Below are 18,345 nucleotides of genomic sequence, written 5' to 3'. Positions count from 1 at the left end.
TTCATGACAGACGCCCCTGTCACCATTGTCATGATAAAAACCATTCTCCCAAAATGTGGTTGTGAGACTGATTTCATCTGCGTGTCGGGGTATGATTTACCCGTACTGTCCTTCCGGGTTACACCAACGTATGGAGGTCAACATGCTCGTCAACGCTACTGCCATGCTTCAGGCCGCGGAGAAGGGCCACTACGCCGTCGGCGCGTTCAACACCAACAACCTCGAGTGGGCCTCGGGCATCCTCGCCGCTGCCGAGGAGCTCCAGTCCCCCGTCATCATCCAGTGCACCTCCGGCGCCGCCAAGTGGCAGACCAGCTACAAGGTCGTCGCCGACCTCGTCAAGAACCTCGTCGAGGACATGAACATCACCGTCCCGGTTGCCATGCACCTCGACCACGGCTCCTATGAGGACGTCTTCAAGTGCATCGAGGCCGGCTTCACCTCCGTCATGTACGACGGCTCGCACGAGGAGACCTTCGAGCTCAACCTCAAGCGCACCGAGGAGGTCGTCAAGGCCGCCCACGCCAAGGGCATCTCCGTCGAGGCCGAGGTCGGCGGCATCGGTGGCGTCGAGGACGGCGTCGCCTCCAACGGCGAGCTCGCCGATCCCGAGCAGTGCAAGGCCATCGCCGACTTGGGCGTCGACTTCCTCGCCTGCGGCATCGGCAACATCCACGGCATCTACCCCGAGAACTGGGCCGGCCTGTCCTTCGACCGCCTCGGTGAGATCAAGGCTCTGACCGGCGACCTGCCGCTCGTCCTGCACGGCGGCACCGGCATCCCCGTGGACCAGATCCAGAAGGCCATCTCCCTCGGCATCTCCAAGATCAACGTCAACACCGACCTCCAGGTCGTCTTTGCCGAGGCCACCCGCAAGTACATCGAGGAGGGCAAGGACCAGCAGGGCAAGGGCTACGACCCGCGCAAGCTCCTCAAGCCCGGCCGCGAGGCCATCGTCGCCCGCACCAAGGAGCTCATGCAGCAGTTCGGCTCCGACGGCAAGGGCTGGGCGTAAGCAGGAGGCGCGCCTGGCCTCATAGGCAACGTCGGCGCCCGGTCCCGCAGCGCGGGGCCGGGCGCCGTTCTGTGCCATAAAATGCGGGAAGTGCACGATTTTCTTCACGTCGCATGCGAGAAGAACGTGAGCCTGTTACGTTATCGCAGCTAGGAGCCTTGCCCAGTTGCCGACGCCCATGAGCTCCGGCAGCAATGCGCAGAAGTCGGTGCACTTCGCCCTCTTTTTGGCATCGGGCTCCCTTCAGTCGGCTTTATTGTTTTTCTCGCCTTTGTGCCGATGTCCGCGCGGTCCCTCCCGGCGCGTCCCGCAGGCCTACCATGCCCCGTGACACGCGCCGACGAAGGGGGCAGGCATGGGCGAGGCAGAAAACGGGCTGCTCGAGGCGGTCAGGAAGAACGCGCTTGCGGCGCCGGGCGCCCCGGCCTTCCGGTCGGCGGACGGCGCGGTGACGAGCTACGCGGAGCTCTGGGGCCTTGCGGGGGCGCTCGCCTCCGCGCTCATGCGCCACACCCGCGGGCGCGGCCCCGTGCTCGTGCTCGGCGAGAAGGACGCGCGCACCGTCGCGGCGTTTCTCGCCTGCCTCATGAGCGGGCACGCCTTCGTCCCGGTGGACGCGAGCCTCCCCGCCGCGCGCGTGCGCGACATCGCGGGGCAGATAGAGCGGCCCGTCCTTCTTTCCACCTGCGCGCTGCCGGACGAGCTGCGCTCGGCCCTCGCAGGCTGCGAGCTGCTTGACGCAGATGGCCTGCTCCGGGAGCCGATGGGCGAGGCGCCCGACCGGCGGGTCTGGGTCGCGGGGGACGAGACCCAGTACGTGATCTTCACCTCCGGCTCCACAGGCCGCCCCAAGGGCATCGAGGTCAGCGCGGACAACGTGGCCGCCTTCATGCGCTGGCTCGTGGGCTTCCCGGTTATCCGCGACGGGGGCCGCGCCTTTCTCGACCAGGCGCACTACTCCTTCGACCTCTCCGAGTACGAGCTCGTGGGCGCGCTCGCCACGGGCGGGTGCCTCTGCGCGGTGGGCGGCGCCGACGAGATGGACTTCTCGCGGCTCTTTGCGGGGCTTGCCGCCTCGGGCCTGGAGGTGTGGGTCTCGACGCCCTCCTTCGCGGACCTCTGCCTTGCCGACCCGTCCTTCCGCGCGGGGCTGCTGCCACGCCTGCGCCTTTTCCTGTTCTGCGGGGAGACGCTCCACCACACCACGGCGGCCGCGCTCGCCGAGCGCTTCCCGGACGCCGTGATCGCGAACACCTACGGGCCCACGGAGTCCACCGTCGCCGTGACCTACGGGGAGATCGGCGCCGCCGAGCTCGCGGACCCCGAGCCGCTGCCGGTGGGCAGCCCGCGCCCGGGGACCGAGCTTCGGATCGTGGATCACGAGACGGGCGCGCGCCTTCCCGCGGGGGAGACGGGCGAGATCGTCATCTGCGGGGACACCGTGGCCAAGGGCTACTACGCCAATCCCGAGAAGACGGCCGCGTGCTTCTTCGAGACGACCCTCGCCGACGGCACGCCAGCGCGCGGCTACCGGACGGGCGACCTGGGGCACCTCGACGGGCGCGGCGTTCTGCACTGCGAGGGCCGGCTCGACTCGCTCGTGAAGGTGAACGGCTTTCGCATCGAGCTCGCCGAGGTCGAGGGGACCCTCGAGGGGATGGCGGGCATCGAGCAGGCGGCCGTGGTGCCGCGCGAGGCCCGGGGCCGCGTCACGAGCCTCTCGGCGTTCGTGGTAGTGGACCGCGGCGAGCTTGCCCGCGGGCTCGGGCTGGCCGGCGGGGTGCCGGGAGACTTCGAGCTCTCCCGCGCGCTCAAGGCGGCGCTCGGGCGCACCCTGCCCTCCTACATGGTCCCCCGTCGCATCCGCGTGATCGACGAGATGCCCCTCACGGCCAACGAGAAGATCGACCGCCGCGCGCTCGCGAGCCGCGGGTGACCCGAGGTGGAGTTCTTTGCCGACCCTGCGTTCTTCGTGCTCCTCGCTGCCGCCGTGGCGGTGGCGGTCGCGCTCGGCCTGACGGGGCACTCGCTCCAGCGCTGGGGCCTCGTGACCTCGGTCGTGTTTCTCGCCTGCCTGCTGGGCTCGGGGACGCAGGCCGTGGCGCTCGTCTCGTTTCTCGCCGTCGCGCGCGTGTGCGTGGTGGTTCTGGCGGGCCGCCCGGACAACCAGGGGGTCTTCTATGCGTCCGCCGGACTCACGATGCTGCCGCTCGTGGTCTACAAGCTCACCGCGGGCAGCGTCTCGCTCTGGGGCTTCGCGGGCATCTCGTACGTGACGTTCAAGGCGCTCCAGGTGGTCTTCGAGGTGCATGACGGGCTCATCGGGCGCGACGAGCTGGGCCTTCTCGACTACCTGAGCTTCCTGCTCTTCTTCCCGCAGTTCACCTCCGGCCCCATCGACCGCAGCCGGCGCTTCCTCGCGGACGCCCACCGCGTCCCCGCGCGCGACGAGTACGCCGGCATGCTCGCGCGCGGCATCCTGCTGCTGCTCGCCGGCATGGTCTACAAGCTGGTGATCGCCCAGGTCGCGCAGCGCTGGTGGGTGCTCGAGCCCTGGGGGGACGGCCCCTGGCTCGCCGAGCTGGCAAACCAGGTGCGCATCGCCTACGCCTACGCCGCCTACCTCTTCTTTGACTTCGCGGGCTACAGCCTCATGGCCATGGGCGCGAGCTACTGCCTGGGCATCCGCTGCCCGCGCAACTTCCGCGCGCCGTTCCTGGCGTCCGACGTCATCGACTTCTGGAACCGCTGGCACATCACGCTCTCCACGTGGTTCAGGGACTTCGTCTTCATGCGGCTCACGCGCACGCTTATGCGCCGTGGGCGGCGGCGTGGCTGGGGCTGGGTGCGCGACCGCGTGCGCGTGGCGCAGGCGGGCTTTGTGGCGGACATGCTCGTCATGGGGTGCTGGCACGGACTCACGCCCGACTACCTGGGCTACGGCCTCTACCACGGGGTCCTTCTCGCCGCCAACGAGTGGCTCCAGAAGCGCTCCGAGTTCTATCGCGCGCACCGGCGCGACCGCTGGATGCGCATCCTCATGTGGTTCGTGACGCTACAGCTGGTGATGCTGGGCTTTGCGATCTTCTCCGGCCAGATTTCCTATCTCGTGAAGGGAGCCTGATTGACATGGCAGATGGCGATGCGACCGTCCGGGAGAGGGTGCTTGACCTCCTCGTGGACGTCTGCGGGGACGACGCGGTGCGGGACCACCTGGACGATGATCTCTTTGAGCTGGGGCTTCTTGACTCGATGGGCGCCATCGAGCTGCTCGTGGGCATAGAGGACGAGCTGGGCGTGTCCATCGCGCCCACGGCGGTGCCGCGCGAGCAGATGAACACGCCCAACAAGATCGTCGAGCAGGTGGAGAAGCGGGTGGCGTGATGCGCGGCAGGAAGGACCGTGGCGAGAAGGACCACGGCGAGAAGGACCACGGCGAGAAGGACGGTACGGTCGCATCCGCCGCGGGGCGCCCCCATCGCCGGATGGGTCCCGGCGTGCGGCTGCTCCTTGCGGTGGCGGCCGGGCTCGTGGTGGCCGCGGCGGGGCTCGTGGCGCTGGACGTGCTGCTCCCCGGCAACGGCCCCGCCGACCCCTCGCGAATCTACGACTACGTCTATGCCGACGGCAAGTCGGAGAACGCGGACTTCGTGCTCGCCAACATGTCGGACGACTCCTACCTCTGCTTGGGCTCCTCGGAGTTCTACATCTCCAAGGACAAGGTGAGCATGTGCCCGCAGGCTGTCTTCGGGGAGAACGTGACCGGCGTGGACATGACCTTCGTGGGCCAGGGCTACGACCAGAGCCTCTGGCAGGCCATCGCCGCCGGCGCCTATGGGGGCCGCGTCAAGAACAAGAAGGTCATGATCGTGGTCTCGCCGCAGTGGTTCTTCAAGGGCAACGGCGACCAGGACAAGTTCGAGAGCAAGTTCTCCTACTCGCTCTACCGCGCCTTCGCGCAGAACCCAAGCATCTCCGATAAGACCAAGGCCTACGTGCGGCGGCGCTGCGAGGAGCTGGGCGTGGACGCGGGCCAGCTCGCGGCCGCCGCGCAGGACATGCCGCTCGACGCGGTGAACGACTGGTTCTTCTCGCTCGCGGACGGCTGGCGCCTGCGCTCGGAGGTGCCCGGGATCGTGGCCATCGCGCCCTCCAAGAGCCCGGCGCGCGCGGCGGGGGAGCCCACCGGCGAGCCCGACTGGGACGCCCTGCTGGATGCGGCGCGCGCCGAGGGGGCGGCGTCCTGCACCACCAACGACTACGGCGTCTATGACGCGTACTGGGAGAAGAACCACACCTACATGCCCGAGCTCTTCGAGAACTTCCACGAGGCGGACGACGAGTACGCGGACCTTGCCTGTCTGCTCGAGGTCTGCCGGGAGGCGGGCCTGGAGCCGCTCGTGTGCATCCTGCCCGTGCACGGGGCGTGGTATGACCTCGCTGACGTCTCCGCCGAGGAGCGCGCGGCCTACTACCAGCGCATCCGCGGTATCTGCGACGAGGCCGGCGCCGCCTATGCGGACTTCTCGAGCTGCGAATATGAGAAGTACTTCCTGTGCGACACGGTGCATCCCGGCTGGGTGGGCTGGGTGCGCATCGAGCGCGCGTTCTACGACTTCGTGAGCGGCCGCGACGACGACTTCCTGGGCGGCGCGGACCTTGGCGACGCGCCGGGGCTCGCCGCGGAGGGAGGCGACTCGTGATGCCGGGCAAGAAGGGCCTTGCCGCGCGGGCCCGCGCGTGGGTGGAGGCGCGCCCGGGGCTGCTCGCGGCGGGCGCGTTTCTCGCCGTGGTGGCGCTCGTGGCGGTGATCGCGTGGTTCGTGGTGTTCTCGGGTCTCTCGGGGCCGGTGCAGTTCATCTATGACAGCTTCTAGGCATGGTCGCGCGAGGTGCCGGGGACGGCTGCTCGCGGCGGGCGCCGTGGCCGCCGCGCTCCTGGCGGCGTGCGCGCTCGGCACCCCGGCGGTCGCGCGGGCCGACGAGGCGCTGCTGCCCGGGCCCGACGACATTGGCGACCCGGGCCTCTCCGAGGAGGAGGTCGCCCAGATCGCCGAGCCTGAGCTCGATCCCACCGACGAGGGCGCGGCGCTGCCGGGCGACGAGCCCGTGGGCGCCGAGCTCGCGTCGCGGCTCGACGCGTTTCTCGACGAGGCCTTCCCCGCCTGCGGGATGCCGGGCGTCGCCGTTGCCGTGGTGGACGCGGATGGCGTGCGCTACCTGCGCTGCCTGGGGGACGTGACGAGCGAGGACCGGACGTTCGTGGTGGGCTCGCTCTCCAAGTCCATGACGGCCGTGGCCGTGATGCAGCTCGCCGAGGAGGGGCTCGTCGACCTTGACGGGCCCGCGTGCTCCTACGCCCCGGAGACGGGCGTCCCCGTCTCGGTGACGGTTCGCGACCTGCTCAACCAGACGAGCGGCTTTGGGTACTTCGAGTCGCTCGCGGGGGCGTCCGTGGGTGAGAGCGCCGGGTCCTTCTCGTACGCCAACGCCAACTACGACCTCCTCGGCCGCATCGTGGAGGACGTGAGCGGGCTGGGCCTCGGGACGTACCTGCGCGAGCGCGTCTTCTCGCCGCTGGGGATGGACGACGCCTCGGCGGGCGACGAGCCTGAGCGCGCGCCCCGGGCCGAGGGGCACCGCTCGTGGTTTGGCGCGTGGGTGGCGGACGGCTTCGAGCACGGGGAGGGGGACGACGCCTGGGGCGGCCCGGCCTCCGGCTACGTCCGCGCGAGCGTCTCGGACATGGCGGCGTACCTGCGGATGTATCTCAACAGCGGATGCGCGGCGCCCGGTGGCGCGCGCGTGCTCTCGGCGGGCTCCGTCCACCGGATGATCTTCTCGCGCGTGCCCGACCCTGCGGGCGACACCTACTACGGCATGGGCTGGACCACCTACTCCTGGGATGACGGGGAGCTCGTGATGTCGCACGATGGGCAGGTGGAGAACTACGTGGCGCGCATGTGCGCGATCCCCGGGCGTGACCTCGGGGTCGTGGTGCTGGCGGACGGCAACGACGAGTTCGGCGGCAACGAGGCGTTCCTCTCGCTGGCGGACGGAGCGACGGCCATCGCCGTGGGCGGGCGCGCGGACCCCGCGGACGTGGTGCCGCCGCTGGGAGAGCACGTGCGCTACGACGTGCTCTACGCGCTGGCCGTGCTGCTCTGCGCGCTGCCGCTCGCGTGGGGCGCGCTGCGGCGGCGCCGCGGGTCCCGGCGGGCGCCCCGGGCGCTCCCGGCCCTGCTGCTGCACATGGCGGCGCCGGTCTACCTGCTGGGCGTGCCGCCGCTTCTCACGGGCATGCGATGGCGCGACTTCGCGGCCTTCTACCCGGACCAGGCGCTCGTCCTTCTCGCCTGCGCTATCCTTCTCCTTGCGGGAGGGCTCGTCGACCTTTCCGGGAACGCTCGCCGGAGTGGGGCGCAGGGCGTCGCGGCGCCGCTAGATCGGCTTGGCGGTGCAGGGGCCCGCGTCGTCGGGGCGCACGAGGTCGGCGAGCGTCTTTGAGTCGAGGTAGGAGGACGTCACGCGGCCGAGGTCGCGCCAGACGCCCACGGTGGTGCAGGTGTCGCGCTGGGGGCAGAGCTCGTCGCTCCTGCAGTCGAGGCAGCTCACGGGCGCGAGGGACCCCTCCGCGGCGCGCAGGAGCTCGCCCAAGGTGTAGTCCTCCGGCTTGCGCGTGAGCTGGTAGCCGCCGCCCTTGCCGCGCTGGCTACGCACGTAGCCGGCCTTGTGCATGAGCGAGATGACCTGCTCCAGGTACTTGCGCGAGATGCCCTGCCGACGCGAGACGTCGCCGAGCGAGACCCAGCCCTCGTGGCAGGCGAGGTCCGCCATCGCGCGCAGCGCGTACATCCCCTTGGTCGAGAACATTCCTGCCATCTCGTCACCTCCCCGTGCAAAGGGGACAGGCACTTTTGCACGCCGCACGCATCACTGCCGGGCCTCGAGCATCTCGTCGAGCGTGCGCCAGGCGAGCTCGGCGCACTTCACGCGCGCCGGCATATGCGCGATGTCGCGCAAGAGCACGCCGTCCTCGAGGGCCTCGAGCGCGGCCTCGTCCGTCTCCTCGCCGCGGACCATGCGCATGAAGAGCGCACAGAGCTCGCGCGCCTCCTCAGGCGTCTTGCCCACCATGAGGTCGCTCATGATGTCGGCGCTCGCCTGGGAGATGGCGCAGCCGTGGCCGGTGAACGCCGCCTCCTCGATGGTGCCGTCGTCAGCAAAGCGCACGGAGAACGTGAGCTCGTCGCCGCAGGAGGGATTCACGCCCTCGTGGCTGCAGTCGGCGTCCTCCATCTGGTACTTGTAGTCGGGGTGCGACACGTGGTCCATGAAGGCCGCGTTGTAGAGGTCAGTCACTGCCATGGAAGATCCCCCAGACCTGGCTCAGGCCGTCGACGAGGCGGTCCACGTCGGCGGCGTCGTTGTAGAAGGCAAGGCTCGCGCGGCAGCAGGCGAGGTTCTCCACGCCGAGCCACGCGAGCAGCGGCTGCGCGCAGTGGTGGCCGGCACGGATGCACACGCCGGAGGCGTCGAGGATGCTCGCCACGTCGTGCGGGTGGACGCCGCGCACGTTGAAGCTGATGACGCCGTGGTGGCGCGCGGGGTCCGCGCTGCCGATGAGGTCGACGAAGTCGAGCTCCGCCAGGCGCTCGAAGGCGTAGGCCACGAGCGCCGCCTCTCGCTTGGCCACGGTGCCAAGGTCCACGGTCTCGGTGAGGTAGGAGAGCGCGGTGCCGGTGGCATAGATGCCGGCGGCGTCCTGCGTGCCCGCCTCGAACTTCTCGGGCACGGGCGCCCACGTGGCGTCCTGCTCGCGCACGGAGTCGATCATCTCGCCGCCGGTGAGCATGGGCGGCATGGCCTCCAGGAGCTCGTGGCGGCCCCAGAGCACGCCCACGCCCATCGGCCCCAGCGCCTTGTGGCCGGAGAACGCGAGGAAGTCCGCGCCCAGCTCGTCCACGTTCACGCGCAGGTGCGGGACGGACTGCGCGGCGTCGACGACCATCACGGCGCCCACGGCATGCGCGGCGTCTGCGAGCCTGCGGACGGGCAGCTCGCAGCCCATGACGTTGGAGACGTGCGCGGCAGCCACGATGCGCGTGCGCGGTCCGATCTTCTCGGCAATCTCCGCATCCGTGAGCGTGCCGTCCTTCTCGGGGTAGAGGTAGACGAGGCGCGCGCCGGCCGCACGGCAGGCCTCCTGCCAGGGGATCAGGTTGGAGTGGTGCTCCATGACGGTGATGGCCACCTCGTCGCCGGGGCCCAGGACGCACGGCGCCCAGGACTTGGCCACGAGGTTCAGGCTCTCGCTCGTGTTGCGGGTAAAGACCACGTCGCGCGCGTCAGGCGTGCCGATGAGAGCCGCCACCTGCGCGCGGACGTCCGCGATGGCCGCGGTGGCCGCGACGGAGAGGCTGTAGAGGCCGCGCAGCGGGTTGGCGTTCATGGTCTCGTAGAAGTGGCGCTGGGCGTCGAGCACGCAGGCGGGCCGCTGCGCGGTGGCCGCGCTGTCGAGAAACGCGATCTCGGGGTGCCCGGCCAGCAGGGGGAAGTCCGCGCGGTATGGGTTCTGACGAATGTCGACCATCACGCCTCCTCGACCTCATCAAATGTTTCTGTTAATTGGGGACTGTCCCCAATTAACAGACGTGCCTCGGGGCAGGGGGCGTGCATGAGGGCGTCCTCGTAGAGGGCGCTCACGAAGAGCTGCTCGGCGTCTGCGCGGGAGAGGCCGCGGTCGGCGAGGTAGGCGAGCTGCTCGGGGCTCACGGAGCCGATCGTCGCGCCGTGGTTGCCGGCGACGTCGTCCTCGTCGCAGAGTATCGTGGGGAGCGTCTTGTTGACCACGTCGTCGCCCAGCACGAGCACGGTCTCGGCCTCGTTGCCCTGCGCGCCCTTGGCGCCGTGGACGAGGTCGATCGTGGTGCGCAGGCCCTTCTTTGCCGCATCCTCGAGCACGCCGTTATAGCTGAGCTCGGAGCGCGTATTGCGGCCGCGCTGGCGCACGACCTCGTTGATGTCCAGGACCTCCGTGCCGCCGGCGTGGTAGCGGCAGCCAAGGTCAACCCGCGCGCGCTCCCCGGCGAGGTCGCAGGCGAGGCCCAGCGCGACGGTGCCGCCGCCGAGCAGGTACTGGTGCACGTCCACGCGGGCGTCGCGCGCCGCGGAGATGCCCACGCTCTCGAGGTGCTGCTGGTCAGAGCCCACCCTCACGTACTCGTGCAGGTGCACGCGCGCGCCGGCCTCGACGATCACGCGCAGGAGCGAAGCGGACGTGCCGGACCTGACAGATGACCCTGTCACCTTTGTCAGGTCCCCCGCGGCAACGACGATGGTGGCCTCGGCGCCGGCGCGGACCATCACGCCCGTGTCGGCGACGTCGCCCGAGCCCACGGCAACCACGATCGGCTCCTCGCGCTTCTCGTCGCGCGGGACCTCCACGTAGCGCGCGCCACGAGCCTGGGACTCCACCCAGTCGGTGACCGCGCCCCCCATGCCGCACTCCACGCCCTCGAAGAGGCGAGGCAGCGAGAAGTACACGTCGCCCTTTCGGCCTCGCACGGGCACCGTGAGCGTGATGTCGTTCGTGCGCAGGCGGTTCCACGTCTGCGCGGGCGCCACGTTGACGCGCTCGAGGGTGAGCTCGCCCTCGGCGCCGGCCTCGGGCGCCAGGTTCTTCTCGGCCATCATCCTATGGCCCCTTCCATCTCGAGCTTGATGAGGTTGTTCATCTCCACGGCGTACTCCATCGGGAGCTCCTTGGAGACGGGGTTGGCAAAGCCGTTGACCACGAGGGTGCGCGCCTCGGCCTCGGAGCAGCCGCGGCTCATGAGGTAGAGCACCGTATCGTCCGAGATGCGGCCGATCGTGGCCTCGTGGCCCACCTGCGCGGTGGCGTTTCGCACGTCCATCGCGGGGATGGTGTCGGAGCGGGAGATGTCGTCGAGCATGAGGCTCTGGCAGCTCACGCTGCAGCGCGCGCGGTCCGCGTGCCGGCCGATCACCACGGAGCTGCGGAACGTGTTCACGCCGCCGTCCTTGGAGATGGACTTCGTGCTCACGGACGCCGTGGTGTCCGCGCCGTTCATGATCACCTTGCAGCCGGTGTCGAGGTCCTGCGTGGCGCCGGCAAAGGTGATGCCGGTGAACTCGCAGGTGCCGCGGTCGCCCGCCATGATGGTGGAGGGGTAGAGGTAGCTCACGTGGCTGCCAAAGCTGCCGGAGACCCACTCCATCTTGGCGTCGGCGCCGATGGTGGCGCGCTTGGTGTTGAGGTTGTACATGTTCTTGGACCAGTTCTCGATCGTGGAGTAGCGCAGGCGCGCGCCGTCCTTCACGAAGAGCTCCACGGCACCTGCGTGGAGGTTGGCCTCATAGTACTTCGGGGCGGAGCAGCCCTCGATGAAGTGCAGGTCGGCGCCAGGCTCAACGATGATGAGCGTGTGCTCGAACTGCCCGGCCCCCGCCGCGTTGAGGCGGAAGTAGCTCTGCAGCGGATAGGGGAGCGTCACGCCGGCGGGGACGTAGACGAAGGAGCCGCCGCTCCACACGGCGTAGTGCAGCGCCGCGAACTTGTGGTCGGTGGGCGGAATCAGCGTGCCGAAGTACTCATGCACCACGGGCTCCCACTTGGGGTCGTGGAGGGCGTCCTCGATCGTGGTGTAGATGACGCCCTGCTCGGCCACCTCCTCGCGCATGTTGTGGTAGACGATCTCAGAGTCGTACTGGGCGCCCACGCCGGCGAGGCTCTCGCGCTCGGCCTCGGGGATGCCCAGGCGCTCGAAGGTGTCCTTGATGTCCTCGGGCACGTCATCCCAGCTCTTGGCCTGCTTGGTCTTGGGCGAGACGTACGTGGAGATGTGGTCCAGATCCAGGCCTTCGATGCTCGGCCCCCAGTTGGGCGCCATCTCGCGCGCGTGGTAGAGGTCGAGCGCGCGCAGGCGCATCTCGAGCATCCACTCGGGCTCGTCCTTCTTGGCGGAGATCGCGCGGACGATCTCGGGCGTCAGGCCGTCGTCGTAGCGCTCGTAGCCCTCCTCGGACTTGGTGAAGTCGTAAAGGGAGCGATCGACGTCTGCGACCTCGGTGCGCTTGCGCTCCTCGCTCACTGGGCGTCACCCGCCTTGGGACAGCCCGGGCAGTCCACGCAGGCCGCCTCGTCCTGGCCCGCCCCGCGCTCGAAGCGCTCGAAGCCGCGGGCGTCGATGTCGGCGATGAGCTCCGCCGGCCCCTCGGCCACCATGCGGCCCTTGACCATGACGTGCGTGCGGTCCACGTCAAGCCGCTCGAGGATGCGCGTGTTGTGCGTGATCACGATGAGGGCGCCGCCCACCTGCTCGCGATAGGCCTGGATGCCGCGGGAGACGATGCCCAGCGCGTCCACGTCAAGCCCGGAGTCGGTCTCGTCGAGGATGGCGAGCTTGGGCTGGAGCAGAAGCAGCTGCAGCATCTCGATCTTCTTCTTCTCGCCGCCGGAGAAGCCCACGTTGAGCTCGCGCATGAGGAAGCCCTGGTCGAGCTCCAGCTGGTCGGCGATCTCTCCCACGCGCTGGCGGAACTTGCGCGCGGTGGTCTTGAGCTCCGGGCGCATCTGGCAGATGGAGCGCAGGAAGCTGTAGAGCGGCACGCCGGGCACCTCCACGGGCGCCTGGTAGGAGAGGAAGATGCCGGCGAGCGAGCGCTTGTCGGCGGAGAGCTCGGTCACGTCCTCGCCCGCGAAGCTGATGGAGCCCGCGGTCACGCGATAGGCGGGGTCGCCCATGATGACGTGGCCGAGCGTTGACTTGCCGGCGCCGTTGGGGCCCATGAGGACGTGGCACTCGCCCTCGCCCACGGCGAGGTCCACGCCGTGCAGGATGGGCTTGTCCTCGGTGCCCGCAGAGAGGGCGCTCACGTTGAGCAGCTGAGTGGACATGTTCCGCCTTTCTCCTCGCGGGTCGCGCGGGCCCGCGTCTTATTTCGCCTAATTCATAGTAATGAGTGGGGTATTAAAGGCAAGGGGTCAGGGCAAGAAAAACGTCCCTTCGTAACAATTCCTACTTATTTAGAGGCATTTAAAGTCGGGCAGGTCGCCCCGTGGCGCGATGCCGGGGGACGGAGGTCGCATACCCCGACAAATCAGGGCGCATTTTCCAAGATATGTCGGGGCATGCGACCGGGGCATCGGCCACGCGCTCCTGCGACGCCGTTTGCCGTCGCGTTACGCGTGCGCGCGGCCCGCGTGGCGAGAAGTACCATGGCGCACGGTGGGCGGTCGGTGGCGGGAGGTTCTTCTCGGCATGGAGGCGTGGAAGCGGTTCGGTGGCTTCGTCGGGAGCCACATGGCGTTCGTCTCTCCGACGTGCGTGGTGCTCGGCGTGCTCTTCCCCGACCAGCTCTCCGTGCTCAGGCCGGCCGTGACCGCGCTCTTTGCGTTCATGACGTTCCAGAGCTCGCTCTCCAACACCTTCGGCAACCTCGCCCGGACGGTGCGCCGCCCGGCCCCGCTCGTGGCGACGCTCCTCTTGGCGACCGCCCTCATGCCGTGCGTGGCCTGCGTGCTGGCGACGGCGTTCTTCGGCGCGAGCCCCAACCTCGTCTGCGGGATCGTCCTGGAGTACAGCGTGCCTGTGGCCGTGGTGTCTGCCATGTGGACCAACATGCTCGGCGGGGACCCGGCGCTCTCGCTCGCCACGATCCTCGTGTCCACGGTGGCCGCGCCGGTCACGATTCCGCTCACGCTGCACCTGCTCCTCGGGCAGACGGTCGAGGTGGACGCCGCGCGGATGATGGGGGAGATGGTGGTCTCCATTGCGCTGCCAGCGCTTGCGGGGACGCTGCTCAACGACGCCTCGCGCGGCTGGGCGGCGCGCGACCTCTCGCCGGTGCTGTCGCCCGCGGGCAAGATCTCGCTCGTGCTGGTGATCCTCAGCAACTCGACGGGCGTTGCCCCCTACGTGCGCGCCCTCACGCCCCAGCTCGTCGGCGTGATGGCGTTCATCTGCGCCTTCTCCGTCGGGGGCTATGCGCTCGGCCTCGCCGCCGCGCGCCTCATGCGGCGGCCCCGCGAGCAGGAGGTCTCGATGACCTACCTCGTGGGCATGCGCAACATATCGGCCGGGGCGGTCATCGCCGCGGAGTACTTCCCCGGCGAGGTGATGTTCCCAGTGGTCATAGGGACGCTCTTCCAGCAGGTGATCGCCGCGTGCTTTGGCACCGTCCTGCGCCGCGCGCGCCGCGGGGAGGCGCCCGAGTAGCTCAATCGCCGCGGGCGGGGCGGGCGCGGGACTGGCGCTTCCGGGGGTGTGGCGGCTCCGCCCTCCGCGGCGTTGCAGAACGGGGGCCTGCGGCAGCGGCCTTGCCGCGCCGGAGGCAGGGGCCTCGGTCGTCAGTGGTGGCGGTACATGCGCGGGCGCGGGCGGCCGTCGTCGAGGATGACGGCGAGCGCGGCGATGGCCACGACGGCGATGAAGATGATCTTCTTCATGATGACCTCCCTCTCTCTGATGGGTCCATTCTCCCGTCCGTCTCCTCCCGGGGCCATCGATGCGGCTTACTGCTGCCTTTCGCTTTCGTAAGGTTCGGACGGGGCGGACCTCTTGCTTCGGGTGCGCACACCCCCTCATCCGGGTGCGTACACCTTCCTCCCGGATACGTACGCAATTCGAGGTCTGATGTGCTGTCCTCTCCAGAGAACCCGCAGGTAGGCGGCGTGGCGAGAAGAACGTCAGCTTTGAAATCTCGTACGTACCCGGGAGGGGTGTGTACGTATCCGGGGCGAGTTGAGCGAGGAGGGGTCCCTGGCCCGCCTCCCGCATTGTTGCGGCCGCGTCTCGGCGGGGGCAGGACGCGCTGGCCCTGTCGTAGAATGGGGCGCAGCCAAGATAGGAGGACCCATGCCCCTTACCAGAGAAGACGTCGCGGGCATCGCGGACTACGCGCGGATCGCGCTCACGCCCGAGGAGCTCGACGAGATGACCGCGTACATGAACGATGCCGTTGACCTGCTTGAGCCCATCCGCCAGTACGACCTCGAGGGCGTGGAGCCCACGTTCCACCCCATCGGCGACCTCTCCAACGTGATGGCCGACGACGTGCCGGACACCGAGGTGCGCCACCTCTCCGTGGACGTGGCGCTCAAGAACGCCGGCGCGTCCCGCGGCCGCAGCTTCCGCGTCCCGTCCATCCTCGGCGACCAGGGGGGTGACCGCTAGTGGCCACGAACTTCGACCGGCTCTCCGCCGCCCAGATCGCCGCGGGCGTCGCAAACGGCGACTTCACCGCAACCGAGGTGGCCCGCGCCGCGCTCGACGCCGTGGACGCCCGCGACGGCGAGGTCAAGGCGTTCCTGCAGGTCTCCGCCGACCTCGCGCTCGAGGCTGCCGAGGCCACGGACAGGGCCCGCGCGGCGGGCGAGAAGCTCGGCCCGCTCGCCGGCGTGCCCGTTGCCTTCAAGGACAACATGCACCTCGTGGGCACTCGCACCACCTGCGCCTCCAAGATGCTCGCCAACTACGAGTCCACGTTCACGGCCATCTGCGTCCAGCGCATGCTCGACGCCGGCGCCACGCCCGTGGGCAAGACCAACATGGACGAGTTTGCCTTTGGCTCCTCGACCGAGTCCTCCGCCTTTCACCCCACCGCCAACCCGTGGGACACCGAGCGCGTCCCCGGCGGCTCCTCGGGCGGCTCGGCCGCGGCCGTCGCTGCCGGAGAGGTTACGGTCTCCCTGGGCTCTGACACCGGCGGCTCCATCCGCCAGCCGGCCTCGCTCTGCGGCGTCGTGGGCATGAAGCCCACCTACGGCGCGGTCAGCCGCTACGGCGTCGTCGCCTTCGGCTCCTCGCTCGACCAGGTCGGTCCCTTCGGCCGCAGCGTCGAGGACGTTGCCCTGGCCATGAACGCGCTCGTCGCCGGCGGGCGCGACCCGTGGGACTCCACGAGCCAGCCCTGCGAGGCCGATTTCCTTGCCCATCTGAATGACCCGGTCGAGGGCCGCCGCGTGGGCGTCGTGCCCGCCCTCATGGAGGCCGCCGGCCTCACCGACGAGGTCCGCGACGCCGTCGCCGCCGCCGGCCGCGCCCTGCAGGACCAGGGCGCCGAGCTCGTGGAGGTTGACCTTCCCAACATCGCCTCCGCCATCGCGGCCTACTACGTGATCGCGCCGTGCGAGGCCTTCTCCAACCTCGCGCGCTTCGACGGCGTGCGCTACGGCTACCAGGAGCAGGGCTGCGCCACGCTGGCCGAGCAGACCTCCCTCTCCCGCGCGCACGGCTTTGGCGAGGAGGCCAAGCGCCGCCAGATGCTGGGCGCCTACCTCCTCTCCAGCGGCACCTACGACAAGTACTACTACCCGGCGCAGCAGGTCCGCACCCTCATCACGGCCGACTACGCCCGCGCCTACGAGAAGTGCGACGTCATCCTCATGCCGGCCGCCCCGCGCACGGCGTTCAAGTTCGGCGAGATGAGCGACCCCACGCAGATGTACGCCTCCGACCTGTTCACGATCTCCAACAACATCGTCGGCAACGGCGGCGTCTCCGTGCCGCTGGGCCTGGGCGCGCAGAGCGGCCTGCCGGTCTCCGCGCAGCTGCAGGGCCCGGCCTTCGCCGATGCCAGCCTGCTCACGTTCGCGCGCGCGATCGAGCGGTCATTCTCGCCTGGCGGCGGGGCCCCCGTCGCGCCCGCGTTTGCCGGGAAGGGGGGTGAGCTCGCATGAAGAAGCTCGCCGAGGTCCTGCGCGACTGGGAGGCCGTGATCGGCCTCGAGGTCCACACCGAGCTCACCGCGCTCGAGACCAAGATGTTCTGCAACTGCCGGCTCTCCCACGACGACGAGCCCAACACCAACGTCTGCCCCGTCTGCCTGGGCATGCCGGGCGCGCTGCCCGTGCCCAACGAGAAGGCCATCGAGTCGATCGTGATGGCGGGGCTGGCCACCAACTGTGAGATACAGCGCCACTCGATGTTCTACCGCAAGCACTACTTCTACCCGGACATGGCCAAGAACTTCCAGACCACGCAGGGCCCCGTGGCGTTCTGCATGCACGGCCGCCTGGACCTGGAGGTCAGCGGGGCCGGCGCGGCCGAGCGCCCGGACGCCACGGTCGAGAAGAACGAGGACGGCAGCTACGTGGCCCCTATCCGGATCCTGCGCATCCACATGGAGGAGGACGCCGCAAAGATGGTGCACGTCGGCGGCGAGGAGGGCCGCATCACCGCGGCAACGGAGTCCCTCATCGACTACAACCGCTGCGGCACCCCGCTGATAGAGCTCGTCACCGAGCCCGACCTGCGCACGCCCGAGGAGGCGCGCCTGTTCATGGAGAAGCTGCGCCAGACGTTCCTCACGCTCGGCATCTCCGACTGCTCGCTCGAGAACGGCTCCATGCGCTGCGACGGGAACATATCCCTCCGCCGTCGCGGCTCCACGGAGTTCGGCACCAAGACCGAGATGAAGAACATCAACTCGTTCAAGAGCCTGCACGACGCGCTCGAGTACGAGATCTGCCGCCAGGCCGAGGTGCTCGAGGAGGGCGGCATCGTCTACCAGGAGACGCGTCACTGGGAGCCCAGCCGCCGCCGCACCGTGGTCATGCGCGTCAAGGAGACCGCGGACGACTACCGCCTCTTCCCGGACCCGGACCTTGCGCCCTTCGACCTCACGGACGAGTTCGTCGAGCGCTGCCGCGCGCGCATCCCGGAGCTGCCGGACGCCAAGCGCGACCGCTACATGGCCGACTTCGGCCTCAAGCGCGCCGACGCCGCCCAGCTCGCGGGAGACCCGGCGGTGGCGGCCTTCTTCGAGCAGGCGCTCTCCGCGGCGGGCGAGAAGGGCGCGGAGACCGTGGCCAAGGTCATGGTGAACCTCGTCCCCAGCTACGACGCCCTCACGCCCGCGCAGGTCGCGAGCCTCTCGGGGCTTCTCGCCGAGGACGCCATCACGTTCGCGCAGGCGCGCGAGGTGCTCGACGCGGTGAACGGCACGTCCGAGGACCCGGCCGCCTACGTGGACGCCCACGGCATGCGCCAGTCCACCGACGAGGGCGCGCTCGGCGCCATCGTGGATGAGGTGCTCGCGCGCTGCACGGACCAGGTCCAGCAGTACCGCGACGGCAACAAGAAGGTGCTTGGGTTCCTGGTGGGCCAGTGCATGAAGGCCGCCAAGGGCTCGGGCAACCCCAAGGCTTTCAACAAGATGCTCGCGGAGCGGCTCGAGGCGTAGCAGCGTCTCCCAGGGGCCCTTGGATGGGGCGGCCCGCGGACGGTCCCGAGGCCGGGGCCATCCGCGGGCCGCCTCTTTCCACGAGATGCGCGGGGCCTCCTCGGTGACGCGCCTCCGAAAAAC

At 69.5% G+C, this 18,345-nt stretch carries 17 protein-coding genes; 11 read left to right on the top strand and 6 right to left on the bottom strand.

Features of this window, described 5'->3' with window-relative positions; translation table 11 throughout:
* Positions 1-142 precede the first annotated feature (142 nt).
* The 7 genes from fba (at position 143) to BQ7391_RS11780 (ending at position 7,521) form a co-directional block, all read left to right on the top strand.
* A complete protein-coding gene (gene fba / locus BQ7391_RS11805; protein ID WP_075280780.1) occupies positions 143-1,015 on the top strand; it encodes a class II fructose-1,6-bisphosphate aldolase in 873 nt (290 codons plus the stop codon).
* A gap of 355 nt (positions 1,016-1,370) precedes the next feature.
* Positions 1,371-2,951, top strand: a complete 1,581-nt coding sequence (locus BQ7391_RS11800; protein ID WP_075280779.1) for an amino acid adenylation domain-containing protein — start codon at positions 1,371-1,373, stop codon at positions 2,949-2,951.
* A gap of 6 nt (positions 2,952-2,957) precedes the next feature.
* Positions 2,958-4,139 carry a D-alanyl-lipoteichoic acid biosynthesis protein DltB gene (gene dltB, locus BQ7391_RS11795; protein ID WP_075280778.1) on the top strand — a complete coding sequence of 394 codons (1,182 nt, stop codon included), beginning with the start codon at positions 2,958-2,960 and terminating at the stop codon, positions 4,137-4,139.
* Positions 4,140-4,144: 5 nt separating this feature from the next.
* Positions 4,145-4,399 (top strand): D-alanine--poly(phosphoribitol) ligase subunit DltC, encoded by a 255-nt coding sequence (gene dltC / locus BQ7391_RS11790; RefSeq protein ID WP_075280777.1) that lies wholly within the window; start codon positions 4,145-4,147, stop codon positions 4,397-4,399.
* Positions 4,399-5,718, top strand: a complete 1,320-nt coding sequence (gene dltD / locus BQ7391_RS11785; protein ID WP_083662293.1) for a D-alanyl-lipoteichoic acid biosynthesis protein DltD — start codon at positions 4,399-4,401, stop codon at positions 5,716-5,718. Before dltC ends, dltD begins: the two co-directional genes overlap by 1 nt.
* Positions 5,718-5,891, top strand: coding sequence for a hypothetical protein (locus BQ7391_RS12435; protein WP_159437375.1), 174 nt, complete (start codon positions 5,718-5,720; stop codon positions 5,889-5,891). Before dltD ends, BQ7391_RS12435 begins: the two co-directional genes overlap by 1 nt.
* On the top strand, positions 5,878-7,521 hold the full coding sequence (locus tag BQ7391_RS11780) for a serine hydrolase domain-containing protein (protein ID WP_083662225.1): 1,644 nt from the start codon (positions 5,878-5,880) through the stop codon (positions 7,519-7,521). Before BQ7391_RS12435 ends, BQ7391_RS11780 begins: the two co-directional genes overlap by 14 nt.
* On the opposite strand, the gene BQ7391_RS11775 is transcribed toward BQ7391_RS11780, so the two are convergent.
* The 6 genes from BQ7391_RS11775 to sufC are packed head-to-tail and all read right to left on the bottom strand — an operon-like array spanning position 7,456 to position 12,934.
* Positions 7,456-7,896: an RrF2 family transcriptional regulator gene (locus tag BQ7391_RS11775; RefSeq protein ID WP_075280775.1), complete on the bottom strand. Its 441-nt coding sequence runs from the start codon at positions 7,894-7,896 to the stop codon at positions 7,456-7,458. The genes BQ7391_RS11780 and BQ7391_RS11775 overlap by 66 nt on opposite strands.
* A 51-nt stretch (positions 7,897-7,947) precedes the next feature.
* On the bottom strand, positions 7,948-8,382 hold the full coding sequence (gene sufU / locus BQ7391_RS11770; RefSeq protein WP_200799619.1) for a Fe-S cluster assembly sulfur transfer protein SufU: 435 nt from the start codon (positions 8,380-8,382) through the stop codon (positions 7,948-7,950).
* A complete protein-coding gene (locus tag BQ7391_RS11765; protein ID WP_075280773.1) occupies positions 8,369-9,607 on the bottom strand; it encodes an aminotransferase class V-fold PLP-dependent enzyme in 1,239 nt (412 codons plus the stop codon). Before BQ7391_RS11765 ends, sufU begins: the two co-directional genes overlap by 14 nt.
* On the bottom strand, positions 9,607-10,710 hold the full coding sequence (locus tag BQ7391_RS11760; protein WP_075280772.1) for a SufB/SufD family protein: 1,104 nt from the start codon (positions 10,708-10,710) through the stop codon (positions 9,607-9,609). Before BQ7391_RS11760 ends, BQ7391_RS11765 begins: the two co-directional genes overlap by 1 nt.
* Positions 10,707-12,128 (bottom strand): Fe-S cluster assembly protein SufB, encoded by a 1,422-nt coding sequence (gene sufB, locus BQ7391_RS11755; protein ID WP_075280771.1) that lies wholly within the window; start codon positions 12,126-12,128, stop codon positions 10,707-10,709. The genes BQ7391_RS11760 and sufB overlap by 4 nt, the downstream gene beginning before the upstream one ends.
* Positions 12,125-12,934, bottom strand: a complete 810-nt coding sequence (sufC, locus tag BQ7391_RS11750) for a Fe-S cluster assembly ATPase SufC (protein ID WP_075280770.1) — start codon at positions 12,932-12,934, stop codon at positions 12,125-12,127. Before sufC ends, sufB begins: the two co-directional genes overlap by 4 nt.
* Before the next feature lie 364 nt (positions 12,935-13,298).
* Here sufC and BQ7391_RS11745 point away from each other — a divergent pair, with 364 nt between their 5' ends.
* From BQ7391_RS11745 to gatB, 4 genes are all read left to right on the top strand, one after another.
* A complete protein-coding gene (locus tag BQ7391_RS11745) occupies positions 13,299-14,255 on the top strand; it encodes a bile acid:sodium symporter family protein (protein ID WP_075281019.1) in 957 nt (318 codons plus the stop codon).
* A gap of 639 nt (positions 14,256-14,894) precedes the next feature.
* Complete coding sequence (locus BQ7391_RS11740) at positions 14,895-15,212, top strand: Asp-tRNA(Asn)/Glu-tRNA(Gln) amidotransferase subunit GatC (protein ID WP_075280769.1); 318 nt, start codon at positions 14,895-14,897, stop codon at positions 15,210-15,212.
* Positions 15,212-16,717 (top strand): Asp-tRNA(Asn)/Glu-tRNA(Gln) amidotransferase subunit GatA, encoded by a 1,506-nt coding sequence (gatA, locus tag BQ7391_RS11735; protein WP_075280768.1) that lies wholly within the window; start codon positions 15,212-15,214, stop codon positions 16,715-16,717. The genes BQ7391_RS11740 and gatA overlap by 1 nt, the downstream gene beginning before the upstream one ends.
* Positions 16,714-18,222, top strand: coding sequence for an Asp-tRNA(Asn)/Glu-tRNA(Gln) amidotransferase subunit GatB (gene gatB / locus BQ7391_RS11730; RefSeq protein WP_075280767.1), 1,509 nt, complete (start codon positions 16,714-16,716; stop codon positions 18,220-18,222). The genes gatA and gatB overlap by 4 nt, the downstream gene beginning before the upstream one ends.
* Positions 18,223-18,345: the final 123 nt, after the last annotated feature.

Origin of the sequence: Thermophilibacter provencensis, assembly GCF_900128445.1 — a bacterium.
In the GTDB taxonomy this organism is placed as follows: Bacteria; Actinomycetota; Coriobacteriia; order Coriobacteriales; family Atopobiaceae; genus Thermophilibacter; species Thermophilibacter provencensis.
This window is presented reverse-complemented; position numbering and strand designations above follow the sequence as displayed.

Coding starts and splice junctions, on each gene's coding strand:
- fba (WP_075280780.1), top strand. CDS start 143: ATGCTCGTCAACGCTACTGCCATGCTTCAGGCCGCGGAGAAGGGCCAC.
- BQ7391_RS11800 (WP_075280779.1), top strand. CDS start 1,371: ATGGGCGAGGCAGAAAACGGGCTGCTCGAGGCGGTCAGGAAGAACGCG.
- dltC (WP_075280777.1), top strand. CDS start 4,145: ATGGCAGATGGCGATGCGACCGTCCGGGAGAGGGTGCTTGACCTCCTC.
- dltD (WP_083662293.1), top strand. CDS start 4,399: ATGCGCGGCAGGAAGGACCGTGGCGAGAAGGACCACGGCGAGAAGGAC.
- BQ7391_RS12435 (WP_159437375.1), top strand. CDS start 5,718: ATGCCGGGCAAGAAGGGCCTTGCCGCGCGGGCCCGCGCGTGGGTGGAG.
- BQ7391_RS11780 (WP_083662225.1), top strand. CDS start 5,878: ATGACAGCTTCTAGGCATGGTCGCGCGAGGTGCCGGGGACGGCTGCTC.
- BQ7391_RS11775 (WP_075280775.1), bottom strand. CDS start 7,896: ATGGCAGGAATGTTCTCGACCAAGGGGATGTACGCGCTGCGCGCGATG.
- sufU (WP_200799619.1), bottom strand. CDS start 8,382: ATGGCAGTGACTGACCTCTACAACGCGGCCTTCATGGACCACGTGTCG.
- BQ7391_RS11765 (WP_075280773.1), bottom strand. CDS start 9,607: ATGGTCGACATTCGTCAGAACCCATACCGCGCGGACTTCCCCCTGCTG.
- BQ7391_RS11760 (WP_075280772.1), bottom strand. CDS start 10,710: ATGATGGCCGAGAAGAACCTGGCGCCCGAGGCCGGCGCCGAGGGCGAG.
- sufC (WP_075280770.1), bottom strand. CDS start 12,934: ATGTCCACTCAGCTGCTCAACGTGAGCGCCCTCTCTGCGGGCACCGAG.
- BQ7391_RS11745 (WP_075281019.1), top strand. CDS start 13,299: ATGGAGGCGTGGAAGCGGTTCGGTGGCTTCGTCGGGAGCCACATGGCG.
- BQ7391_RS11740 (WP_075280769.1), top strand. CDS start 14,895: ATGCCCCTTACCAGAGAAGACGTCGCGGGCATCGCGGACTACGCGCGG.
- gatB (WP_075280767.1), top strand. CDS start 16,714: ATGAAGAAGCTCGCCGAGGTCCTGCGCGACTGGGAGGCCGTGATCGGC.